This window comes from Zooshikella sp. RANM57 (genome assembly GCF_050749885.1).
In the GTDB taxonomy this organism is placed as follows: Bacteria; Pseudomonadota; Gammaproteobacteria; order Pseudomonadales; family Zooshikellaceae; genus Zooshikella.
The window spans coordinates 39,619-63,636 of record NZ_JBOIUB010000009.1 but is presented as its reverse complement, the minus strand read 5'-3'; the positions used below and the strand labels follow the sequence as shown (position 1 = coordinate 63,636).

23 protein-coding genes are annotated in these 24,018 nt (G+C 40.1%); 13 read left to right on the top strand and 10 right to left on the bottom strand.

Features of this window, described 5'->3' with window-relative positions; translation table 11 throughout:
* Nucleotides 1–19: 19 nt before the first annotated feature.
* Genes tatB through ACQ96U_RS18285 form a run of 3 tightly spaced genes read left to right on the top strand, consistent with a single transcriptional unit; the run spans nt 20 to nt 1,988 of the window.
* Nucleotides 20–454, top strand: coding sequence for a Sec-independent protein translocase protein TatB (gene tatB / locus ACQ96U_RS18295; RefSeq protein WP_431722706.1), 435 nt, complete (start codon nt 20–22; stop codon nt 452–454).
* Nucleotides 455–480: 26 nt separating this feature from the next.
* Nucleotides 481–1,254 carry a twin-arginine translocase subunit TatC gene (tatC, locus tag ACQ96U_RS18290; RefSeq protein WP_431722705.1) on the top strand — a complete coding sequence of 258 codons (774 nt, stop codon included), beginning with the start codon at nt 481–483 and terminating at the stop codon, nt 1,252–1,254.
* A 17-nt stretch (nt 1,255–1,271) separates the two neighbouring features.
* Nucleotides 1,272–1,988 carry a 16S rRNA (uracil(1498)-N(3))-methyltransferase gene (locus ACQ96U_RS18285; protein ID WP_431722704.1) on the top strand — a complete coding sequence of 239 codons (717 nt, stop codon included), beginning with the start codon at nt 1,272–1,274 and terminating at the stop codon, nt 1,986–1,988.
* A 95-nt stretch (nt 1,989–2,083) separates the two neighbouring features.
* Here ACQ96U_RS18285 and dtd read toward each other — a convergent pair whose 3' ends face one another.
* Both dtd and pip read right to left on the bottom strand, forming a co-directional pair.
* Nucleotides 2,084–2,521: a D-aminoacyl-tRNA deacylase gene (gene dtd / locus ACQ96U_RS18280; RefSeq protein ID WP_431722703.1), complete on the bottom strand. Its 438-nt coding sequence runs from the start codon at nt 2,519–2,521 to the stop codon at nt 2,084–2,086.
* A gap of 75 nt (nt 2,522–2,596) precedes the next feature.
* Nucleotides 2,597–3,565: a prolyl aminopeptidase gene (gene pip, locus ACQ96U_RS18275; RefSeq protein WP_431722702.1), complete on the bottom strand. Its 969-nt coding sequence runs from the start codon at nt 3,563–3,565 to the stop codon at nt 2,597–2,599.
* Between the two features lie 217 nt (nt 3,566–3,782).
* Between pip and ACQ96U_RS18270 the strand changes: the two genes are divergently transcribed.
* The 4 genes from ACQ96U_RS18270 to ACQ96U_RS18255 all read left to right on the top strand — a co-directional run bounded on the left by ACQ96U_RS18270 (nt 3,783) and on the right by ACQ96U_RS18255 (nt 7,110).
* The gene (locus tag ACQ96U_RS18270) at nt 3,783–4,238 is read left to right on the top strand and encodes a hypothetical protein (protein ID WP_431722701.1); all 456 of its coding nucleotides are present in this window, start codon (nt 3,783–3,785) and stop codon (nt 4,236–4,238) included.
* Nucleotides 4,239–4,331: 93 nt separating this feature from the next.
* A complete protein-coding gene (locus ACQ96U_RS18265) occupies nt 4,332–5,057 on the top strand; it encodes a S8 family peptidase (RefSeq protein WP_431722700.1) in 726 nt (241 codons plus the stop codon).
* A gap of 218 nt (nt 5,058–5,275) precedes the next feature.
* Entirely contained in the window at nt 5,276–6,442 is a 1,167-nt protein-coding gene (locus tag ACQ96U_RS18260; protein ID WP_431722699.1) for a hypothetical protein, read from the top strand.
* A gap of 242 nt (nt 6,443–6,684) precedes the next feature.
* Nucleotides 6,685–7,110, top strand: a complete 426-nt coding sequence (locus ACQ96U_RS18255) for a hypothetical protein (protein ID WP_431722698.1) — start codon at nt 6,685–6,687, stop codon at nt 7,108–7,110.
* Between the two features lie 88 nt (nt 7,111–7,198).
* Here the strand turns inward: ACQ96U_RS18255 and ACQ96U_RS18250 are convergent, their stop codons facing one another.
* The 4 genes from ACQ96U_RS18250 to thiI all read right to left on the bottom strand — a co-directional run bounded on the left by ACQ96U_RS18250 (nt 7,199) and on the right by thiI (nt 12,203).
* Nucleotides 7,199–7,861 (bottom strand): glycine-rich domain-containing protein, encoded by a 663-nt coding sequence (locus ACQ96U_RS18250; RefSeq protein ID WP_431722697.1) that lies wholly within the window; start codon nt 7,859–7,861, stop codon nt 7,199–7,201.
* 82 nt (nt 7,862–7,943) lie between these two features.
* Nucleotides 7,944–8,510 (bottom strand): exonuclease domain-containing protein, encoded by a 567-nt coding sequence (locus tag ACQ96U_RS18245; protein WP_431722696.1) that lies wholly within the window; start codon nt 8,508–8,510, stop codon nt 7,944–7,946.
* 118 nt (nt 8,511–8,628) lie between these two features.
* Complete coding sequence (gene typA, locus ACQ96U_RS18240; protein ID WP_431722695.1) at nt 8,629–10,446, bottom strand: translational GTPase TypA; 1,818 nt, start codon at nt 10,444–10,446, stop codon at nt 8,629–8,631.
* Between the two features lie 305 nt (nt 10,447–10,751).
* Complete coding sequence (gene thiI / locus ACQ96U_RS18235) at nt 10,752–12,203, bottom strand: tRNA uracil 4-sulfurtransferase ThiI (protein ID WP_431722694.1); 1,452 nt, start codon at nt 12,201–12,203, stop codon at nt 10,752–10,754.
* 472 nt (nt 12,204–12,675) lie between these two features.
* Between thiI and glnA the strand changes: the two genes are divergently transcribed.
* From glnA to trmL, 5 genes are all read left to right on the top strand, one after another.
* Complete coding sequence (glnA, locus tag ACQ96U_RS18230) at nt 12,676–14,082, top strand: glutamate--ammonia ligase (RefSeq protein WP_431722693.1); 1,407 nt, start codon at nt 12,676–12,678, stop codon at nt 14,080–14,082.
* Nucleotides 14,083–14,268: 186 nt separating this feature from the next.
* The gene (locus ACQ96U_RS18225) at nt 14,269–14,874 is read left to right on the top strand and encodes an Ig-like domain-containing protein (protein WP_431722692.1); all 606 of its coding nucleotides are present in this window, start codon (nt 14,269–14,271) and stop codon (nt 14,872–14,874) included.
* Nucleotides 14,875–15,183: 309 nt separating this feature from the next.
* Nucleotides 15,184–16,293 carry a nitrogen regulation protein NR(II) gene (gene glnL, locus ACQ96U_RS18220; RefSeq protein ID WP_431722691.1) on the top strand — a complete coding sequence of 370 codons (1,110 nt, stop codon included), beginning with the start codon at nt 15,184–15,186 and terminating at the stop codon, nt 16,291–16,293.
* Nucleotides 16,280–17,716 (top strand): nitrogen regulation protein NR(I), encoded by a 1,437-nt coding sequence (ntrC, locus tag ACQ96U_RS18215; protein WP_431722690.1) that lies wholly within the window; start codon nt 16,280–16,282, stop codon nt 17,714–17,716. Before glnL ends, ntrC begins: the two co-directional genes overlap by 14 nt.
* Nucleotides 17,717–17,828: 112 nt before the next feature.
* Entirely contained in the window at nt 17,829–18,293 is a 465-nt protein-coding gene (gene trmL / locus ACQ96U_RS18210) for a tRNA (uridine(34)/cytosine(34)/5-carboxymethylaminomethyluridine(34)-2'-O)-methyltransferase TrmL (protein ID WP_431722689.1), read from the top strand.
* On the opposite strand, the gene ACQ96U_RS18205 is transcribed toward trmL, so the two are convergent.
* On the bottom strand, nt 18,290–19,198 hold the full coding sequence (locus tag ACQ96U_RS18205; RefSeq protein ID WP_431722688.1) for a LysR family transcriptional regulator: 909 nt from the start codon (nt 19,196–19,198) through the stop codon (nt 18,290–18,292). The two genes, trmL and ACQ96U_RS18205, sit on opposite strands and share 4 nt — an antisense overlap.
* 154 nt (nt 19,199–19,352) lie before the next feature.
* Here ACQ96U_RS18205 and ACQ96U_RS18200 point away from each other — a divergent pair, with 154 nt between their 5' ends.
* A complete protein-coding gene (locus tag ACQ96U_RS18200) occupies nt 19,353–20,300 on the top strand; it encodes an isochorismatase family protein (RefSeq protein WP_431722687.1) in 948 nt (315 codons plus the stop codon).
* A gap of 171 nt (nt 20,301–20,471) precedes the next feature.
* Here the strand turns inward: ACQ96U_RS18200 and ACQ96U_RS18195 are convergent, their stop codons facing one another.
* The 3 genes from ACQ96U_RS18195 to ACQ96U_RS18185 form a co-directional block, all read right to left on the bottom strand.
* Nucleotides 20,472–21,221 (bottom strand): hypothetical protein, encoded by a 750-nt coding sequence (locus tag ACQ96U_RS18195; protein WP_431722686.1) that lies wholly within the window; start codon nt 21,219–21,221, stop codon nt 20,472–20,474.
* 290 nt (nt 21,222–21,511) lie between these two features.
* Nucleotides 21,512–22,975: an L-lactate permease gene (locus ACQ96U_RS18190; protein WP_431722685.1), complete on the bottom strand. Its 1,464-nt coding sequence runs from the start codon at nt 22,973–22,975 to the stop codon at nt 21,512–21,514.
* Nucleotides 22,972–24,018 (bottom strand): iron-containing redox enzyme family protein, encoded by a 1,047-nt coding sequence (locus tag ACQ96U_RS18185; protein ID WP_431722684.1) that lies wholly within the window; start codon nt 24,016–24,018, stop codon nt 22,972–22,974. The genes ACQ96U_RS18190 and ACQ96U_RS18185 overlap by 4 nt, the downstream gene beginning before the upstream one ends.

The window sequence follows — 24,018 nt, the reverse complement described above, 5'->3', positions numbered from 1 at the left end:
TCCACACTGAGGAAATAACGTGTTTGACATAGGCTTTGCAGAGCTTCTGCTTATTGCCATTATTGGCCTGATCGTATTAGGTCCTGAGCGACTCCCCCATGCTATTCGCACTGTTACTTTATGGGTTGGCAGGATTCGTCGTGGTTTTACAGCAATGAAATCTGAAATTGAGCGAGAAGTTGGCGCGGATGAAATCAAGCGCCAACTTCATAATGAGCGAATCATGGATGAGTTAAAGCAGGCTCAAAGAAGCTTGCAAGAAAATGTTGAGGGTGTAAAACACGACTTGGACAACTCGATTCACCCTGCACTCTCCCAGTCATCGTCTTCACAACCACCTGAAACTGATTCAAAGGCTCCAACGATCAAGCCTTACTCTATTTCACAACCTGCATCTGACACAGGTAAAAGTGAAGCGCCAACAGAAAAGTCAGTTCACCCATCTGATTCCTAACCGTTCGATATAAGTTGTGACTATCCATGAGCTCGCAAAACTCAAGTACTGAAGAGACCCATAACCGCGATAAAGAACAACCCTTTATTGAGCATTTAACAGAACTTCGAAGTCGCTTACTTAGAGTTTTTATTGCTATTGGGGTAGCATTTGTACTCTTAATTCCTTTTGCCAACGTTATTTATGAATTTATTTCGTTGCCTTTAAGAGAGTTACTTCCAGAAGGCAGCACCATGATTGCTACTGAAGTAGCCTCTCCTTTATTGGCACCTTTTAAACTCACTATTATTGCCTCAATTTTTTTAACGATTCCTTATATACTTCATCAAGCATGGAGTTTTATTGCACCAGGCTTATATCAGCACGAGCGTCGGCTAGCCGTTCCATTACTTGCTTCTAGTGTGCTTTTATTTTACTTGGGTGTAGCTTTTGCCTATTTTGTCGTATTTCCCTTACTGTTTGATTTTTTCACTAAAATAGGCCCCACGGATGTGGCAATAATGACAGATATAAACAAATATCTGGATTTTGTGCTAAAACTATTCTTGGCATTTGGCTCCGCATTTGAAATACCTATAGCCACTGTATTACTTATTTGGTCAGGGGTTGCATCTGTTGATAGTTTAAAGGCTAAGCGGCCTTATATTATTGTTATCTGTTTTGTAGTCGGCATGTTACTGACACCACCAGATATAATTTCACAAAGCTTGCTGGCAATTCCAATGTGGCTGTTATTTGAAGGTGGTCTGTTTTTTGGAAAAATGATTACACAACGGACATCTGAAACAACCAATCACTAAGTGATAATTATAAAAATATGAATTTAATACTGCTGTTTAAAGAAGACTTTATCAGTGTAAGTCATGTGAGGATTACTGACCGAAGACGCTGGCATATCCAAAACATCCTGACGAAGCAGATCGGTGATAAAGTTACAGTTGGTCTAGTGGGCGGTGATGTCGGTCATGGTATTATTACAGAAATCAATGAACACGGTATTGAATTAGAAGTTGAGTTAACCTCCCCACCTCCAGCCCCCTTACCTTTGACCTTGTTGCTGGGTTTACCGCGCCCCAAAATGCTCAAACGTATTTTATATTCAATCACCACTCTAGGAATAAAAAAGATAATACTTATCAACAGTTATCGTGTTGAAAAAAGCTACTGGCAAAGCCCATGGCTTCAACCTGAAAAAATGGCACCCTTTTTACATGCCGGTTTAGAGCAAGCGAAAGATACTCATCAACCCGAAGTTATTCTTGCACGACGTTTTAAGCCTTTTGTTGAAGATGAACTTCCTGCACTTTGTGCAGGTAATCAGTGTTATGTAGCACATCCAACAGCGATTTCTACTCCTCCAACCAACCTGACAACACCCAGTCTTGTTGCTGTAGGTCCTGAAGGTGGATTTATTGAATACGAAGTCGAAATGTTAGCGGAAAGAGGGTTTGAACCTGTTCGATTAGGTGAACGCATATTAAGAGTAGAAACGGCCATTCCTACACTTGTTGGCCGCATGTTTAATCTAACTTAGTAGTAGTGGCTAATATAATTTACCCTTTCATTAGAAACTGCGAACGTCGTGTTTGCTGAAGCGATATTCTTAGCCAAAAAATTTTTTATGCCTATTTAAAATTCCAACATAAATGTAACAGGTCCATCATTGGTTAATGATACTTGCATATCCGCAGCATATATACCTGTTGCAACTTGGGAGTAACGTTGGCGCAAATAGTTAACAAAATAATCATACATTGTTTCACCGTGTTCAGGCGAAGCGCCAGAACTAAAACTAGGGCGCAAACCTTTTTTAGTATCTGCTACTAACGTAAATTGAGAAACAACTAATATTCCCCCATTGACTTGCTGTACATTTAAATTCATTTTCCCAGCAGCATCACTGAACACACGATAATGTAAAACTTTTTCCGCTAGCTTTTCTGCTACAGTAGCCGTGTCCTGTTGTTCAACACCTAAAAGCAGCAGGAGCCCATGATCAATGGCTCCAACGACTTCAGCATTTACATCTACCTGTGCTTGAGAAACACGCTGCAACAATGCTTTCATAATTCATCTTACTTCGTTAACTGATTTAACCTAATTCACATCACTAAAAATACAACTTACAGTGTATTTCATGCATTATTCATCACCCCACTCATGCTTTAACCGCTTACCAATTTCATCCGTTGCACGAATTAAAGCATCCGCAATACTTGGTTCTGCCGCAGAATGTCCTGCATCACGTACAATATGTAACTCAGCAGAGGGCCAAGCTTCCTGCAGCAGTAATGCATTATCCAATGGACAAATCATATCATAACGGCCATGCACAATAATGCCGGGAATATTGGCAATTTTATCAATATCCCGCATGATTTGATCATGCTCTAAAAAGCCTTTATTGGTAAAATAATGACATTCAATCGTTGCTAGTGATGTGGCACGATAAGGCTCAGAAAAAGAGTCGAGTACTTCCTGATTGGGTCTTAACGTTGCACAATGGCCTTCCCAAACTGACCAGGCTTTAGCAGCAAACATACGTGCAAGCTCATCATTACCCGTCAGCTTACGATAGTAAGCACTTAATAAGTCTTTTCGTTCTTCCAGGGGGATAGGTGCAATAAAGTGTTGCCAATAATCGGGAAAAATACGATTTGCACCTTCTTGATAAAGCCAGCGAATATCTATTTCCCGACACAAGAATACACCACGCAAAACCATCGCCATTACATTAGACGGATACTGTTGTGCATAAAGTAATGCAAGTGTTGACCCCCAAGATCCACCAAAAAGCACCCACCGGTCAATATTTAAAAACTTACGTATCGCTTCAATATCCTCAATCAAAGCTTGAGTATTATTAGCGGTCAGTTCTGCATGAGGTGTAGACCGGCCACAGCCTCGTTGGTCAAATAAGACTATACGGTAAGTTTGAGGATCAAAAAAACGTCGGCTATGTTTATCACATGCGGCCCCAGGGCCTCCGTGTAAATACAAAACCGGGATACCATCAGCATTACCACTTTCTTCAAGATAGAGTTGGTGTGGTTCATCTACTTGCAATGTATGACGAGCATAAGGCTTAATTGCAGGATAGAGTGTATACATAGTTTTTCCTTTACCCAGGCCTGACCCCTATATGATATACCCTTCACGAAACGTCTTTAGGAAAAGGTGTGACCAATACAGTCGATGGCTAAGCATTCATTTACATAGACTTATGCACCAACTCATTTAACCTACTCACACACACTCACTAAACGCTTACTTCAAGTTGCTTGCTGACATTCCTACTAAAATTCGCTTTGAGTATAACGAAACCGCTATGAATAGAAAAAGTACCCTGTTTTCACAATTAATAAAAGCATTAGTCGCATTAAGTATCAGTATTCTTTTAAGTGCATGCAGCTCTTCCCCAGATGAAGAACTTATTGCTAATGCTATGAGCGATATTCAAGAAGGACTGGAAACCAAGAATAGCAAATTAGTCCTCAATGCGCTTAGTGATGACTTTATAACAAATAAGAACCAGGATAAAACATGGGCAAAACGCATCATGGCGCTTTATTTTTTTCGTCATAAAAGTATCACTATTCTAATCACTCAATCAGATACACAAATTAATAAACAACATCCCAACGAAGCTGACACTGAAGCCACTGTTTTACTTACCGGTCAGGCAGGATGGATACCTGAATCAGGAAAAATCTATCATGTTAAAGGCCGCTGGGAAAAAGATGACGACCAATGGCTTCTCTCCTACTTAGAAATAAAGGACTAAACAAAATACTCTTTATACTTAGCAAACACCTTGATTTAGCATGTATATGGGTTATAGAGATAGAGTAGAAATCACAAATAGTATATCTATCTAATGCACATTCCTCTGCCAATCACCCAACAAATAAATAAGAAATACTGCTTATTACCCAAACTATCCACTGAGCAGCAAGAAAGGATACACAGCAAGGACCATATTGTTTTATTGGATACAGGCATCAATGCAAACCATCCAGCCTTTAAAAACAGTCAGCTAACGTTAATTGACTTCACTTATCCACAAGGCGGTTGTCGGGATGATATTGGGCACGGCACACACAGTGCTGGCATTTTAGTAGGCCATGATAAGGATGGTTTCCACGGATTAATTCCTGATAAACCACTGATCATAGCAAAAGTAATGGGGCGATGTTTGTCCAAGCAACAAAAGTTTAATGCGATATTACAAGCATTAACATGGTGCCTCAAACATGCCAGTCTCATCATTATGCCTTTAGGCTCAATGGCTAATCACCCCAAAATAGCACATGTTGTGAAGCAATTAAGTTTACGCAGTATTCCCATTTTTGCAGCAGCAGGCAATTATGGTCACGATAAGCTTTTGTTTCCCGCAATACTTCCAGATGTTTTTGCAATATCCGCATGTGACAACCAAGGAAAAGTACTTCCAGAATGCTATCAAGCAGAAAGTGACCATTACGTAATACCTGGATATAACATTGAATCAACTGGCTTAACTCACTGGCATATCCACTCTGGCAGTTCCCAAGCATGTGTTATTGCAGCGGGGTTGACAATTCACAATTATTTAAAAAAATAATTTTTTTTGCACTTTTTGGCTTTAGTGCTAAAACTAATGCAAACACTTCAAATGCATATAATAACAAAACTAACGGATTTTGTGACTTTTCTGTTCTAAGTTCACGAATAACAATTAAAGAGTCGCTCTAAACTAAATAAATCCGTTTTTTAAATTAACAAAAAACCCTATAAGCATATTGGTAGGGTATCAACTAACACAAGGAAAGTGAGGATAAAATGAAGCTTGAACCAATTATTAATGACAATATTACACTTGCCAATAGCGAAATTAAGAAGATTGTTGAGCGTGTAATAAATAGTGCAAAAATTGCTGCAGAAAAAGTAGCTGTTGAAGAAAACTTTCATCCCCTAGAACGTAGCTTTGAAGATATTTTTAAATCACGCTTTGGCGAGTATTCCAAAGAAAAACAAGAAACGATTAGACGCAACCTAAAACCCATTTATACAGCAGATAAGGCTGTTAGAGCACGTTTATACGGTGATCTTGGTGCAATTGATGTAAAATCCATGGAAAGTGTTGAGCATGAAGTGACCAAGCTGCCTAAACTCAAAATTGATCCTCGCTTACTTGGTATTTGGACGCCTACCCCTGAAGCCGATATTAGTCAACCCGAAATAGAGCGTATGCGTTCCACCCAGCCTCAAATTCTCAATAGTCATAATATTTTAACCTCGGATGCTTTATTAGGCGGAGGTCGAGTATTCACTGACTTACAAGGTGAATTTGACCATGATGACTTTGAGCCTCAAGCTGTCACAGACAAACTTGCGCTTTATGTACGTCGTGTTAAGTGTGTTGATGAGACAAACCCTGAATGGTGGGGATCAGATGAAATATCTGTTGCAGGAACATCTGTTGATGAAACTGGTGACACCAAAAAAATAAATGAGCATTTTGTCGGTGGTGGCTTTGATGATGGTGATAGCCGTTGGTATAACCCTAACTGGCGTTTCCACTGGTTCAGTATGCGTGAAGGTGACAGTTGGCCAAAATCCTACTACATCACTATGATTCTTGCTGAAAAAGATAATGGTGGTTTAGCTGCCTTTTTACAAAAACTGTGGGAAAAAGTTGAGTCTCAAGTAAAAGATGCCGTTGCTGCTTATGTTGGTGGTTTGATTGGTTCCAGTTTTGGTCCATTAGGAACACTCATTGGTGCAGCTGTAGGTTATGCCGTGGCTAAAATTATTGATTGGTTTATTGATGCTTGGAATGATGATATTTTCCCACCCAAAACCGTCAGCTGTACTGTTCCTTCTTTTGGTGCGCGCTGGACTATAAATGGTGTTTGGGGCTCAACTACATCAGGTATTCGTCGTAGTCATTTTTATGGACACGGTGGTCATTATTATATTGAATATTACTGGAAACTTTACGCATAATATTATGTAGATAGATGCCTAAAAAAGGAAATATGATAGAAAGCCTGCCTTAAAGGTGGGCTTTTATTTTTTTACTCATCTTATAAATACCCTTCAAATCAACATATCTTCTAATTATATAAAACTGGAATCTAGATGGAGCAGCTTAACCTAAGTCATCATAGTTAGTGATATTCAATAAGATGAAAATTTAAACTATTATAAATACAAAGAGGGGTTATTGTATCAAGGAAGGTACGACAATGAATAAATTTAAGTTTCTCTTAGTTAAATATCTCACTATTTTTTCAAAAATACTACCGCTGTCTCTACTGGCTTTTAATATTCAAGCTGCGTGCACAAATATTGACTGCGCTAATGTCAGTGATACAACCTGGACATTTATACAAAGCACTTATTGTAATAATCCATGTGTTGCCAATATTAACAGCACGTTCGACAATACTCACTGTACATCAAAACAAACTATGATAGACCTTTGCAATGTAATTGTTTCAGATGCCAACTGCTCTGAAACCTCTTTACGTGGAGGAAGAATACTTGGTTCTGCCACAGTCACTAATGACTTAGGCAGCCTTGCCAATAATAATTGTGCAGCAACTAAAAAAGGAAGTATTTTATACAACTCAGTAGTCAACCAAGTAATTACGATGTTTCCTGGACCTTAATATTGATCATATCTTATCACCTGCGATGTACTATCTACGAAAAGGCCTACTATCTCTTAGTAGGTCAATTTTGAGAATGCCTAAACATTTAATCTCCTCCTCCACCACCACAGCTACTTCCACAACTTGAACCACCACTATCAGAACTACAACTAGATGCACCAGAATCTCCACCACACCCCGAAGAACATCCAATATGACTTGCACAATAACCGTCACCAAATTTGTTATTTTTACAGTCCAATACGTACCTAAAACCACCAGGAATATCAAGCATCGTATCTATAGCAAATATCAAAGGTAGCTGTGCTGGATATTTAGGACTTATTTCTTCTCTTGCGCATGCTAAGCGCCAAGCACGCTTAATACCTTCATTGGCATCCGTTGAAGTTTTCATTGCTTCTGTTGGAGTATGATGAAGAAACTGACCAATAGCCATTTTGCAAAATTGACTGTACGCTCGCGTAAATAAAATAAACTCATGCCAAGCATCATCAACCACTTGTGAAGGCATGGCAACCATTTGATTATTAGCTTTATGGCACATCCAAAAATAATCCCTCAACCCTTCAAAAACGAGCTTTAATTGTTCTCTATCAAGTTGAGGGTACTTTTTACTCACTTTCATTTTAAGCGCATTTTGAAATCGGTAGCGCTCAATATAATTTAGCTGTTGAACTTTCTTCAACTTATGATTAATAACAAAAAAAATAACAACGACTACAATTACACCTATAACAAAAATTTCCATACGCTAACCACTTACCAAAGATTCACTAGCATAAGTAAAACACTACCTACAAGCTTTTATGATCAACCATAACTCGTCAAGTTTATAAACTGCTTAATTTTTTATCCCCTAAAACAAACGGCATAAGTTTAACCATATTCCGAGCATCATCAATACCACGATGATGTGTTCCTTCTAGTGGAGCACCAACCAACTTTAAAGCTTTACTCATGCCATACTTTCTCTTAAATCCCTGCGCTATTGAAAAGACTTTTTTAATATTAATATGCCCAGATGCTAAGGGATAACCTACTTGATGAAATTGACAGTCTTGTTCAAACTGACTTTTATCGTAGTCGCCCCAGGAACAGAAAATATAGTTATGATAAGACTGTAACCATTGTCTAAAGTGTTTTATTGCTTCAGGAAAACCTGGAGCGTTATCTACATTATTTTGCGTAATACTTGTCAGCTCAGTACAGAAGGATGTTAATACGGGGTTTCTTACTGGGCGAATAAATGTTTGAAATTCATCTACAATTGTCAATGTATTTGCGTCAACCATGACTGCACCAATTTCAATAATCTCCATTTGATTCCGCGCAATCGTTTTTTGATTACAGCATGTTGCTTCTAAATCAATAATTAAATAATACTTATAGTTACTCATTGATTCCATAATAATACCAAGTTAAAAATACTTACCACTTTTAGAGTCTCATAAAAAAAGCCTGTTGTTATACAGGCTTTTTTTAACGCAATACAATACTCAATTTTTTGTGAGTACTTTATTTTTTAGCGCGTGCCGCCTTACGTCGATCGTTCTCTTTTAAGAATTTCTTGCGAATTCGAATTGATGTAGGTGTTACTTCAACCAGTTCATCATCTTCAATAAACTCAAGTGCTTGCTCTAAAGAATGCTTAATAGGCGGTGTTAATATAATATTTTCATCAGAACCTGATGCACGAACATTGGTTAACTGTTTTGCTTTTGTAGGGTTAACCACCAAATCATTTTCACGACTGTGGATACCAACCACCATCCCCTCATATACTTCAACATTTGGACCTATAAATAAACGACCACGATCCTGAAGATTATAGAGGGCATAACCTAACGCCTTTCCAGATACCATTGAAACTAAGGCACCATTTGTTCTACTCGCAACCTCTCCCACTTTGACTGGACCATAGTGGTCAAAGACGTGCGTCAAAATACCACTACCAGAGGTCATCGTTAAAAATTGAGAGCGGAAACCAATTAAACCACGGGCAGGCATAATGTATTCCAATCGAATACGCCCACGGCCGTCAGGTATCATATTTTTCAGCTCGGCTTTGCGATTGCCCAGCTCTTCCATAATACCGCCTTGATGATTTTCTTCGATGTCAATCATGACATGCTCATAAGGCTCCTGGTGCTCACCATCTACCTCACGGGTAATAACTTCAGGGCGAGAGACACCAATTTCATAACCTTCACGTCGCATCGTTTCAATCAGTACAGATAGGTGTAATTCACCCCGCCCAGAAACGATAAACTTATCAGCACTGTCACCTTGCTCAACACGAAGTGCTACGTTATGGATTAATTCCCGCTCCAAACGCTCTTTGATATTCCGGCTAGTAACGAACTTGCCATCACGACCTGCAAAGGGTGAGTCATTGACTTGGAAGGTCATGCTGACGGTGGGCTCATCTACGGTGAGTGGAGGTAATGCTTCAGGGTGGTCAGGATGGCAGAGTGTGTCAGAAATATTCAAACCATCAATACCGGTAATACAAACAATATCACCCGCTGAAGCTTCCGTTGTATCAACACGCTCCAGGCCAAGATACCCCATTACATTTAATACCTTGGCATTACGCTGTTGACCTTCACGGGAAACCAGCTTAACAGGCATATTAGGTGTTAATTTACCACGAGTAATGCGGCCAATCCCGATAACACCTACATAACTGTTATAGTCCAAAGCAGAGATCTGCATTTGGAAGGGTCCCTCCACATTGACATCAGGGGCAGGTACATTTTTTACAATCATCTCAAAAAGCGGTGTCATATCATCTGCTAACTGATCAGGCTCCAAGCCTGCTTTTCCTTGAATAGCAGATGCATATATAACTGGAAAATCTAGCTGCTCTTCAGTCGCCCCCAGACGATCAAATAAATCGAGCACTTCACCCACAACCCAGTCAGGGCGAGCGCCTTGACGATCAACTTTGTTCACAACAACGATGGGATGAAGTCCTTGCTCAAAAGCTTTTTGTGTAACAAAACGTGTTTGAGGCATAGGGCCATCAACGGCATCAACCAATAAGAGCACAGAGTCAACCATGGACAATACACGCTCTACCTCACCACCAAAATCAGCGTGTCCTGGTGTATCCACAATATTAATATGGTGGTCTTGCCACTCTATTGCGGTATTTTTGGCTAAGATAGTGATTCCACGCTCTTTTTCCTGATCGTTGGAATCCATAATCCGTTCTGTACCCATATCTTTACGTTGCAGCGTTCCAGACTGCTGCAACAATCTATCCACCAGCGTAGTTTTACCATGGTCAACATGCGCAATAATGGCTATATTCCGTAACTTCTCAATCACAAGACAGTGCCTCAATAAGGATTACCCGGTCTTACTGGACTGCAATGAACAAACCAACGGACAAACACTTAGCTTTATACCCAAGAGTTCTGCGTAAAGTATAAGCTCATTACTAACATAACGACTAAATAGTGATACGTTTTTACCCTTCACCTATTCTTCTGATGAAAGAATATGTGACTTTTCAACCGGCAAACAAAATGTGCCATATCTTAACCGCAGATATGGCACCTTCAACTAAAAAGCATTAAAAATTTATAGTAATACCCATCATAGTGGGCATATTTGACGAACAGCGTTAATTATTAAGCAGGACGATATACTTTAACATTTTTGTACCCCTCATCGAGCAAGTGCAGTGCATGTAATTGGCTCATGACGCCCTTCTCACAATAGAGATAATAGAGTCGATTACGGTCTAGTTCAGCAAATACACGGCTCAGCTGATAGAAAGGTACTGTCATCACTTCACGATCCAGCTCAAGCGGTTTATGCTCCTCTTCATCTGGATGGCGAATATCAATAACAATAGCCTGCTCAGGCAGCACTTCATCAATTTCCACTTCATGAATCTGCTGATCATCCTGCATAACTTCATGAATACTCACCACACTTGCATCATCAATCGCTCGTTCAAGTACTGCAAAATCAAATGCCTGTTCTTCCCTGGAAACCTTTTCTGGTTTGGCACGCGTCGTAGGGTTAACAGAGATTACCCCACAATATTCAGGCATATGTTTAGCAAACTCTTCGGTACCTATTTTTGCAGCCGTATCAATGATGTCCTGCTTATCCATGGTAATCAAAGGCCTTAGCACTAACCTGTCAGTAGCCTGATTAATCACTCCCAAGTTAGGTAAGGTTTGACTGGAAACTTGAGAAATGGCTTCCCCTGTTACCAAAGCATGAACATCCAGGTTCTCAGCGACTTTATCTGCAGCACGTAACATCATTCGCTTAAGCACAACACCCATGTAGGAGTTGTCCACTTTGGTGAGTATTTCTTCCACAACACCTTCAAAAGGCACTGTAATAAATTTCACACGGTGGGATGCACCATATTTGCTCCACAAGTAGTAAGCAACCTCTTTAACGCCTATTTCGTGGGCATGACCACCTAAATTAAAGAAGCAAAAATGGGTGAGTACACCACGCTTCATGGTTAAAAAGCTGGAAACCGTTGAATCAAATCCACCAGAAATGAGTGATAAAACCGCATCCTGTGTACCAAGAGGGTAACCACCGATGCCAAGATGCCGCTCACGCACAATATACAGTTGCTTATGATGAATCTCGATACGCACTGTAACATCAGGATCTTTGAGTTTTACTGAGCAATCTTGAACACGTTGTAATAGTCCCCCACCCACATAACGCTCAACCTCAATTGATGTAAAATCATGATGCCCATTACGTTGGCAACGTACGCAGAAGGTTTTGCCTCGAATAGCTTCACCCATCACTTGAAAGGCTTTTTCAGTGATGTCATCGAGGTCAATGAGAGGAAAGTCTACAACTTCCAAAATTTGGCAGATACCCGGTGTATGCTGGAGCTGCTCTCTAATTTGCCGACATACCTGCTCGTCTTGCTGTTCGGTAGATACAATGATTTTGTCCCATGTACCCGTCACATCGATACCAGGATCAATAGGCCGTAATAAGGTTCGGATATTACGCCGAAGCTGCTTAACAAAGCGCTGCCGAACTGGCTTACTTTTAATGGTTATCTCAGGAAAGATCTTTACAACAAAATTCATGGGCAAATTTCATGGATGGTCAATAAAAATGTAGCAAAACATTATACAAAATCTGGCTATTATCAGCACCGTTAATCTATCTTGGATTTTTTAATTAATGCCCAAGATACACACTCACTCTTTACGCAATCGAGCATTGAGCCCCTTGGTAGTGCTCCCTCGATGCCATGGAACTAATCAATAATGAATAGTAAATAGCCAGTTGGTTTAAAAAGGCACTTTTTAAGTGCATAAATCAATATATTGCACTACATTTGTGCATATAGTGAATCAACTCACCCTCAATTCTGGTGCATTTGCTCACCAAATAAGGGTGTTTATCTGTATGGCACACTAATTGCTGTCTAGGTAAACATCTTTTATGGGGGCTGTTCGCGTTTTACTTAAACTGAGTAGCCAAAATCATTACGGGCAACTCTGCAAAATAACAATAGCAGTGTCCCGCTGGGTATACCCCTCTGGAGGAATTGCAATGTCAGAGCATACGCTGAATCTTATCAAAGAACATGAAGTTAAATGGATAGATCTTCGCTTTACCGACACCCATGGTAAAGAACAGCATGTGTCTATGCCTGTTAGCGAAATTGATGATGAGTTCTTTGAGTCAGGCAAAATGTTTGATGGATCATCAATTTCTGGTTGGAAGGGAATCAATGAATCAGACATGATCTTGTTGCCTGATGACAGCAGCTCTGTGCTTGATCCTTTCACCGATGAAACAACTTTAATTGTTCGCTGTGACATCATCGAACCCGCTACCATGCAAGGTTACAACCGCGATCCACGCTCTGTTGCCAAGCGTGCCGAAGAATATCTGAAGTCTACAGGCATTGGTGATACTGCTTTCTTTGGTCCAGAGCCAGAGTTTTTTGTTTTTGATGATGTGAAATGGAAAGTGGATATCTCTGGTTGTAACTATCATATCAACTCAGAAGAAGCACACTGGGCATCATCTGAAGTTTTTGAAGGCGGTAATATCGGCCACCGCCCCAAAGTAAAAGGCGGTTACTTCCCTGTGCCTCCTGTCGACTCTTGTCATGACCTTCGTACAGCCATGTGTTCTGCCATGGAAGCAATGGGCTTAGCCGTTGAAGTACATCACCACGAAGTAGGTACAGCAGGCCAAAACGAAATAGGCGTTAAATTTAATACACTCGTTCGCAAGGCGGATGAAGTACAAATTCTTAAATACTGTGTACACAATGTGGCGCATGCCTATGGTAAAACAGCTACCTTCATGCCCAAGCCTTTAGTAGGCGACAATGGAAGTGGTATGCACTGTCACCAGTCCATCTCCAAACAAGGCGAAAATATTTTCGCAGGTGATGGATATGCAGGCCTTTCTGAAACAGCACTTTACTATATTGGCGGTATTATCAAACATGCGAAAGCACTGAATGCGTTTACTAACCCTGCTACCAACTCCTATAAGCGTTTGGTTCCAGGCTTTGAAGCACCTGTTATGCTTGCATATTCTGCTCGTAACCGGTCTGCATCTATCCGTATTCCGTACGTTAACAGCCCTAAGGCTCGCCGTGTTGAAATTCGCTTTCCAGACCCTGCAGCTAACCCTTACCTTTCTTTTTCAGCAATGCTGATGGCAGGCCTTGATGGTATTCGCAACAAGATTCACCCTGGTGATGCCGCTGATAAAGACTTGTATGATTTGCCACCAGAAGAAGCTGCAGAATACCCAACAGTTGCCACAAGTCTTGAAGAAGCATTGATTGCTCTGGATAAAGACCGTGAGTTCCTGAAAGAAGGTGGTGTGTTCAGTGACGACTTAATTGATGGCTACATTGCTCTCAAGAAGTCTGAGTGTGAGCGTTTAGCACAAACCACGCATCCGCTTGAATTCGATATGTATTACAGCGTGTAATTCAACCGCTCAGCACATGCTATAAAAAAGGGCTACTTGATATACCCAACAGTGAAGGGTATTCAGTAGCCCTTTTTATATGATACGGCTTATCCTCTGTTCAGTTCGCCTCTTCTTTCTTGACACGCCCTTGATATGGTTCATCGTTATAATTATCTGTACAACCCCATCTAGGAAAGAACGCTTATGTATGTCACAAATAAAATGGTGAGCAAAGGACTAATAACACTTGCTTTTCTAAGCTGCTGTTTAGTGCTGCTAACAGGTGCAGATAAGATTTATAAAGAAGTTGATGAGCACGGTAATATTATTTTTACAGATGAGCCTACCACTAAAAACCCCGAAAAAATTGAAGTAAAACCTGTAACGACTATCTCTTTACCTAAGCCTCCTTCAAGCTCAAATGATACATCAAAAGATAATGAAAAACGTTTTACCTATAAATCATTTAGTATTACTGCTCCTGCAAATAACTCTACTGTCCGTGACCCAGGAAACTTCACAGTAACAGCGAAAACCTCTCCCAGCCTCAAACGGGGTCATAAGGGGCAAGTTTTTCTAGATGGAACCCCAATAGGTGACAAACATTCCACCCTGAATTTCCAGTTAAGTAATGTGGAAAGAGGAACGCATACTATTGAAGTTAAGTTATTTGATAGTAAAGACAATGAGATTCAATCAGCGAGTACAACTGTTCACGTTAAACGTACTAGTATTAAAAACCCTAACCACCCCCAAAATAAACCAAAGCCAAAACCTACCCCAGCACCCAGTAATAATAGTGGTAACTAGAATGAGTCTGGAAACTCAATAAGAGAGTTCGCAAAAAAACTTCCTTGCACTAAAATAGTGCAAGGAAAACTTCAGCACTGACAAACGGCTTCTACCTTATCCACTAATTATCGTTACCTCATACAACCCCTATTAAGCCCTCTTGGGTTAGGTAAAGCATACCGTTAACTTACTAAAGCTTTCCAAAAATAAAAAAGTTATAAGTATTTTCTTCTTAATAACTTTTTTGGCCCCAATTTTGCCTTACTTAAGAGCACATTCCGGTTGATGTTGAACCTTTAACATAAACAGCCCATTAACCTATTAGCAATGCAGCAAATCACCGTGGATAACCTGACCATTCTCAATAATCTAACAACTGCAGTGGTGGTGATTGACCAACAATTACAGCTCAGTTATATCAATCATGCAGCAGAAATATTATTAGCGGTGAGTGGACAACGTATTCAACATAAAGCTTTGGATGACCTGTTTCGTAATCCAGATGAATTCCAAACCAATCTTCTACATACTGCCAGCAGTGGACACCCTCTTACCAAACGAGAGGCAGAACTAACACTCATTAATGGTCAACAACTCGTACTGGACTACACCATTACTCCATTAAATGAGCATGATGCTTGTGCAGATAGCTGTACTCTGCTCGTTGAGCTTTTTCCTAAAGACCGCCTTTTACGTATCTCTAAAGAAGAATCCATTCTTGCCAAACAAGAAAGCTCAAAGCTTTTAATTCGAGGCTTGGCGCATGAGATAAAAAACCCGCTTGGCGGCATTAGAGGTGCAGCTCAATTGCTCTCCAGAGAGCTGCCTAGCTCAGATTTACAAGAATATATTCATGTCATTATTGAAGAAGCTGACCGCTTACGAGACCTTGTAGATCGTATGCTGGGTCCAATGCGTCCACCGCAAATGAACCCCATAAATATCCACGTCGTACTGGAACATGTTTGCAACTTGATCACCGCTGAAGCTTCTGGTGGTATTGATGTTATCCGTGATTATGACCCCAGCATTCCCGAACTTCCTGGCGATGCACAGCAACTTATCCAAGCTGTCCTCAATATCATGCATAATGCATTACAAGCGCTTAAAGCCTCTCAACAAGCATTGCCTCGCACTATTACCATTCGCAGTCGTATTGTTCGTCAATTCACCATTGCCAGTACCTGTCATCGTTTAGTTTGTCAGATCGATATCAATGATAACGGCCCAGGTATACCTGCTCACCTAATAGATACCATTTTTTATCCTATGGTCAGTGGTAAGGCAGAGGGCACTGGTCTTGGGCTCAGCATTGCTCAAGCCATTATTAGCCAACACAAAGGACTAATACGCTGCAGTAGCGAACCAGGAAATACCACTTTTACGATTTACCTGCCCTTTGAGCACCATCAAGGATCTACCCATGAATACAAATGATCACGTCTGGATAATTGATGACGACCGCTCTATCCGTTGGGTTTTAGAAAAAGCCTTACAACGGGAAACCTATATTGTGAGTAGCTTTTCATCAGCTGATGCCGCACTGGCTCAACTCCGTCGCCATCAACCTCAGGTCATCATCAGTGATATCCGCATGCCGGGCACTGATGGCCTTGAATTTCTAAATAGTGTTAGTCATCAATTCCCCCATATTCCTATCATTATCATGACGGCACACTCCGACCTGGAAAGTGCCGTGGCATCGTATCAAGGGGGTGCATTTGAGTATCTGCCGAAACCCTTTGATGTTGATGAAGCTGTTAGTCTGGTGAAACGTGCAGTAGCTCATGCCCATGAACAACAACCTGACATTACCTCAGACCACATACCTGTTACCCCCGAAATCATTGGTGAAGCACCGGCCATGCAAGAAGTGTTTAGGGCAATTGGACGCTTATCCAAATCCAATATCACCGTATTAATCAATGGTGAGTCAGGAACCGGGAAGGAACTGGTAGCCCAAGCGCTTCATCGTCATAGCCCAAGAACCCAGAAGCCTTTTATCGCGCTAAATATGGCAGCAATACCTAAAGATTTGATGGATTCTGAGTTATTTGGTCATGAAAAAGGTGCCTTTACAGGAGCAACACAACAGCGACAAGGTCGTTTTGAACAAGCCAATGGTGGCACCCTCTTTTTGGATGAAATTGGTGATATGCCCGCAGAAACACAAACGCGCTTATTACGTGTATTAGCCGATAGTGAGTTTTACCGAGTTGGTGGCCACACCCCCATTAAAGTTGATGTACGCATTATTGCTGCCACTCACCAGAATTTGGAAAAACTCGTCACTAAGGGTTTATTTCGAGAAGACTTATTTCATCGAATAAATGTCATCCGTATTCATATCCCCAAACTCAGTGATCGCAGGGAAGATATCCCTTTATTAGCAAACCATTTTTTGAATCGTGCGGCACGCGAACTGGATGTTGAGCCAAAACTTTTACTACCTGAAACAGCCCGCTTTCTGACCCAATTTGAATGGCCTGGTAATGTTCGCCAACTTGAAAATATTTGCCGTTGGCTAACCGTCATGGCATCTGGCCGGGAAGTACATATTTCAGACCTTCCCCAAGAGCTTTTGCAACAAAATGACCAACCCACACCTTCGCTGGATTGGGAACAAGCCTTACAACAGTGGGCTAATAAGGAGCTACGCAAAGGACACAAAAATATTTTGGAAACAGCAGTACCGACCTTTGAACGCATCATGATCGAAGTAGCGCTAAAGCATACGGGAGGACGCAAACGTGATGCTGCCAACTTACTTGGTTGGGGACGAAATACGCTGACACGAAAAATAAAAGAGTTAGGCATGTACAGCAATGATGAAGAAGATGAAGGTAGTATTGCCAGCTAACAATCACTTGCAACAGTAACGACTCATTAACAACAGATAGTGCATTTTTAGAGACCTTCTATATACTTGTTCAGGCCTATTTAGCTTAGTTTGCCAGTGAGTTTAACGAAGTATGCTACACATTGTATTGTTTGAACCTGAAATTCCCCCTAATACCGGAAATGTCATTCGGCTTTGTGCAAATACAGGGTTTCACTTGCATTTAATCAAACCGTTAGGCTTTGATTTTGATGATAAACGCATGCGACGTGCAGGACTGGATTACCATGAGTTTGCACGTGTTCAACTTCATGATAATTTTTCTGCCTTTCTTACTCAGGTTAAACCTAAAAATGTGTATGCCATCAGCACCAAAGGCAAGCGTTATCATACTGAACCCTGTTATCAAGAGGGTGATGCCTTAGTTTTTGGGCCAGAAACCCGAGGGTTACCGACATCCGTGTTAGCGTCTCTTCCTGAAGATCAAATAATCCGTATTCCAATGCGAGCAGACAGCCGTAGTTTAAACCTGTCAAATACCGTTGCTATTATGGTCTATGAAAGCTGGCGGCAACTCGGTTTTCAGGAAGGCCATTAAGTCATTGCCAAGTGCATTTTAAGTTGCTGAATCATTACTCTAAATATATAAGGCAACTGTTTTTCATAAGCGTGTACAGCGTAAATATCTCTTTTTTCTCCAATTAAGTTTGGAGAAAGAATCTCTAACAAACCATCTTCTACAGCACGCTTTACAAACAACTTTGGCAACAGAGCAATACCCGTACCCTGAATAGCTAATGCCAATGCACCAGGTAAATTATTAACAAGCACGCTATGACTTGATGTAAAAAAACGATGATAGCACCCTGTGTTTTCATCGAATATTTGTGTCTTGCGCTGCCAGCTTGTAATTATTTTCCTATAGCCTTCAATATTATCAGCCCCCCATTTTTCATTACTCAAACCCAACTTTGGGGAAGCCACCAATACCGAGGTAAGTGACCCAATTTTTATTGCTCGATAATTGCTGTCCTTTAACTCTCCAACTGATATAGCCAGATCAAGTTTATGTTTCATTAAATCCAAGCGCTCATCGGAAAAAACAAGCTCGGGCTGTAACTCAGGATATTGTTGGCATAGCTGATTGATTACAGGAACCAGTACTTCCTCCGCAAACACTTCTGGCGCCGTAATACGAATAGGGCCTTGTGGAATATCAGCTTGTTGAACAACCTCATCAAGTGCCGTCTCAATTAATGTGTCCATAGCCTGACAACGTACTGCAAACTGTTGTCCAACTGTTGTGAGATTAAGAGAGCGCGTACTTCGGTTTAACAGCCTTACCCCAACTAGTTGCTCAAGCTCAGATATATAGGTGCTTACCGCCGATTTAGAATGACCTAATACTTCTGCCGCAGCCGTAAAAGACCCCTGCCTGACCACTTCAGCAAAAACCAGCATTCTGTAGGCGAGTGGCTTTTTATGATTACGACGATGACTCATACATTCCTTCATATTGTTCAGCTATTCAGAACATTTAGTTCAATATAACACTAATTATTATTCATTAGTAAAACAATACAATGGTAACCATGCAGAATGACTTAACCAAAAGCACCCTCATCAATCAATAAACAACATTGAAGGAGCGCAATCTATGTCTCAAACAATCTACAACGAGGTCATGACCGCCAGCCAAGCATGGATTAATGCATTTAATCAAGGTGATATTGAACAGTGTATTAACACTTATACTGAAACAGCGACTATGCGAGTCAATCCCATAGGCACGTTTGATCATAAGAACAAAATTGCAGATTTCTGGCAAACATTTTCCTTAAAACATCCCAAAGAATTAACATACAGAAATATTCAGTTAAGAATATTAAATCCAACACACGTTATTTTATCTGCTGATTGGCAAATGAACATCGCAAGCGGTTTTATTACCAAAGAACTTTGGGTGAAAGATCACTCTGGAAAATGGTTATTAGCAGAAGACGAATTTAGTGTATTGGCCCAACACGATGCTTTACCTATAAATCATCCCTCACGAACAGCACTACTTATCGTTGACATGCAACGAGATTATTTTGCAAATGGTAAAATGCCATTAACAAATATTGAAACCGCAGCTAAAAACTCACACGCACTGCTTACACATTTTCGAAATACTCAACAACCAGTCATTCATATTCAACATATTTTTAAGCATGTGGATGCGCCTTTTTTTCAACCAAATAGCGAAGGCAAAGAAATACATCCTAGTGTTGCACCTCAACCCAATGAAATCGTTATTACCAAGCACAAAGCAAATAGCACACTTGCCACTACATTGGAGCAATATTTAATTGAAAAAGGAATTTCACAGCTCATTATCGTAGGTGCCATGGCTCATATGTGTATTGATGCGGCAACAAGGAGTTTGTCAGACAAAGGCTATCAATGCACCATTATCAGTGATGCTTGTGCAGCTCCCTCTTTAGACTTAAAGCAAACTAAAATTAATGCAAAAGATAATAAGGCACTTATTATGTATGCCTTACAATTTGCTTATGGTGATGTCTACACTACAGAAGAATGGATAAACGCTTATACAAATTAGTTATTATTACACGCTCACGATTTCAGTATACCCTGTGTAATTTGACCTCACCAAAAGTAAATAATATTTCAGACAATAGAGACCACATAATTGTGGCCTCTATACCACAAAGTTGGTAGTTTAAATTCGCAAGGGTATACTGAAAAGTAGTATTAACTTAGAAAAATATCATTAAAATTGTTTATTCTCATCATTAACAATGCAGCCTTTTCCAGCCCATACTGAACGTGCGCTAGGTCCACCTTTAGCGTTATTCCAATCAGCAGTCATCCCTGGATTAATATCAATCCAATTACCACTTGAAGCTAAGGAACCATTAAAGAAGAAAGGATCTAGAATAGTATATCCATTACTAAAATTATCAATCAGCGCTCTTCCTCTATAGCCATGAACACCAATGCGATCACCTTCAGGCTTAGGTGCACCTGTACATACATAACTCTGGTCAGCAACAGGATTACCTCCAGCATCAACAGCATTTGTTATAAAAATACTTATGGCTGAACTACTACGTCTCGCTTCCAAGTGCCCTTTTGCAAAAGGGCGAGTCAATGCAAAAAAACCTAAACCAAAGCTTGGTCCATTATTTCCTGTATAACAACCCGCATAGTGAAAGTTACCACTGCCATTTTGATGTTGAACTTTAATAAAAATATTTGACGACCCTGCACCAACGTTCAATAAAACACCTGTATATTGTAAATCAGCGCCATTTACCATCACATCAGCAGCTGCATAATCCCCTGTAGACATGCCATTCCATGCCAAATCAGCAAAGTTAGCTTGGTACACTGGAGAGGTACCCTCTAACGTCATATCAACATTATCACGCACAGGTTCATTAGCAAAAGCACATAAAGGAGGAATAATAGAAAATACTGTAGATATTATTTTTATAGATAATTTTTTTGAATTTTCCATTTCAATGTCCTTGTTTTTTTAACATTAGGTAATAATATTCTGCTTACCTTTTTAACCACGGTTTAAAGGCACAACTAATACAAGCCAACAATCCATCGTATGTCAAATAACAAGATATTTTTAGAGATAATACTCCTCTTTAGGTATTATGAAACAAAAGCAAAATGTACTCTTGGTCACCAATCACTTAATTTTTACATTATTTACTCGTTATTATTGATAATCGCCTTAACCCGTTAATTAAGGCGAATTTTACAGATATTGTTTTGGATATAATGAAATGATCTATCTTATATTATCCTTGCTAAAAAAATCCCCACCAGCCCGATTACACACACAATTAACACAGCCATACCAAGACCAAATTTAAGCAACGAAGCGACTGGGACTTCCTGAGGTCCAGCTAAGTCCTTAGCTATTGTAGTCATTAATAAAATCATAGGAATTGAGGCAAAGACTAAATGCCCAGCCGCACTATTTTGAATAGCAGCCAGTATTGCCAGTTGCGTATCAGCACCAGAAGACAACGTCTGCTGTAATGGCATCATTAATGCGTTACCACCCACATTAGAGCCAGTGACAAAACCACTTACCCCACCAAGAAAAGAGGAAAGCACAACATTAAGCGTTTGATTAGCACCCACCAGTGTACCGCCTACATAACTCAACATATTACTCTCACGCATAATTTGCGCCATGGCCACAAAGGCAATAATAGACACTATTGGCCTTGCCACTGTTGGTAATATTGATTTAATCGATACGCGAGTTCGTTGAGATAACGCGATTATCACTGCAGTAATACACAAAGCAAAACCCGGACTGGTAAAAGGCGTAAACCTGATGTGTTCAGTTTCTAATACCAGAAGATGGCTTAGCCAGTCCCACGCGCCGGGGATTAAACGCGGTAAAGCAACAAGCATCAATAAAAAACCATAAGGTGTTAATGCTCTTACAAGAGGTACCCCTATAAACTCTTTTTTTTCAAATCGAGCTTGCGTTAAAAGAACACCAACCAATAATGTACCCAAACCCGAAAAAATTCCTGCGGTCTCAACCCATAACCAACGATTATTAATATACAATAAGCTTGAAAAGACAAAGCCAAGTAAGATCGCCAACCAGCTATATTGACGAAATGCATGCCAGCCACCCAAAGCAAATAAACAAGCAATACCTAATGTAGGAAACACCGCCATACTGGTAATGCTAGAATAAATACCTAACTGCTGAATAGATAAACCTGCAATGCCTGCTCCAACCACTGTCGCGAGTCCCAGCGTTCCCCATGGCATAATATTCATTGTTAACATTGCAGTTCTATACGCAGCCTTTCCTTGATAAAGCTGAAAAATGATAGGCACCGATAAAAAAAGCGAAACACCAAATCCTGTAAGAGATTCAACGGCTGGCGCCACTCCCAGCAATAATAATAAAGCTTTATGTAATTTTGGTAGCTTTACACAGTCAATATAATGAGCCAGCGCTTTAATAATATTTTGCTGCTGTAGAACACGATTAAGTATTTGACCAGGGACGATAACCAATGCAACACTTAACCCTAAAATTAAAACTGTCCCAACACCTGAATTATACTGTGATGAGGCAATAGCAAATTCAGGAATAAATAGGGATACTAAGATTGCTGTAACTAAACCAACAAGAGCCCCATTTAGGGCTCCTTTTCCACAAAGAATCACAGTAATCGACGACAGCACCGGTAATGCCGCCAATAGGAAGTAGATACTGTTCAATGTCCATTCCCTCGAAAGTATTCTAATAATTTGTTATACATTATTTCACCAGCCATCGCAGCTTGGTGAGCTCCTTTGATAATATCATACAACACTACCTGTGCTAATTCTGGCGTATTTTTTAATAGTCCTTCAATCATTTCATCAGCATGGTGTGGATCAATTCTCATATGAGCATCAAAATAAACGCGTACATTTTGATCATTAATACCCACACGGTCCATCCCTTGCAGTATCTTTTTAAAGTGAGGTGCAACCCAAGCTTCTGTTGTCATAAAGTGGCCATATGCTCGGTGACACTTAAACCGTGTTGTTAATATCGCATTAAAAGAATTAGATGATATAGATGCAAACCATGGTTTTTGTCCCGCTCGATACTCTAAAATATTGGACCAGTCATTATGAGCAGCCAGTAATCGTCTTAACCAATTAGTATGAAAGTTATCAATAGCCCCATTACCACATTCATCCCATAAATTAGATACGACCACTTGCTTCATTGAGTGCTGTAATCCCGGTACCATTAATGCAACTTCATCATCAACAATTTCATTTCGCATAACTTCTAATAGTAAAAATTCCTTCATCTGTTGCTCTGGCATTTCATCGGCAACGAAGTCAAAGAAGGTATGATTGACACCATAATTATGCTCAACAAAAAATCTTAGGTAATCACCAACTTGAGCGACACTCGTGATCTCAGGGAGTTCATACCTGGATTTTAGTAACGTATTAATAAAATAATCTTCTAGTGTTAGCTTAATAAACTCAATACGGGAAAAGACCTCAGGCTTGGCCCAAAAGTCTAATCTGGGAGCATCTTTATAGCCATAGTATAATGAGTAAATCTCTGCCAGATACTTATTAATAAGTTCTTCATTATTTTTAGCGGCAATGATATCGTTTAACTGACTGGTTATTTCGCCCATATTACAGGCTAACAATGAATTCAGTGTTAAACTAAATTCATTGACTGCATTAACAGGTGGCCAATATTGATCGTGAGGAAATCGACTATACCCAATATTTTCTTGTTTTAACAT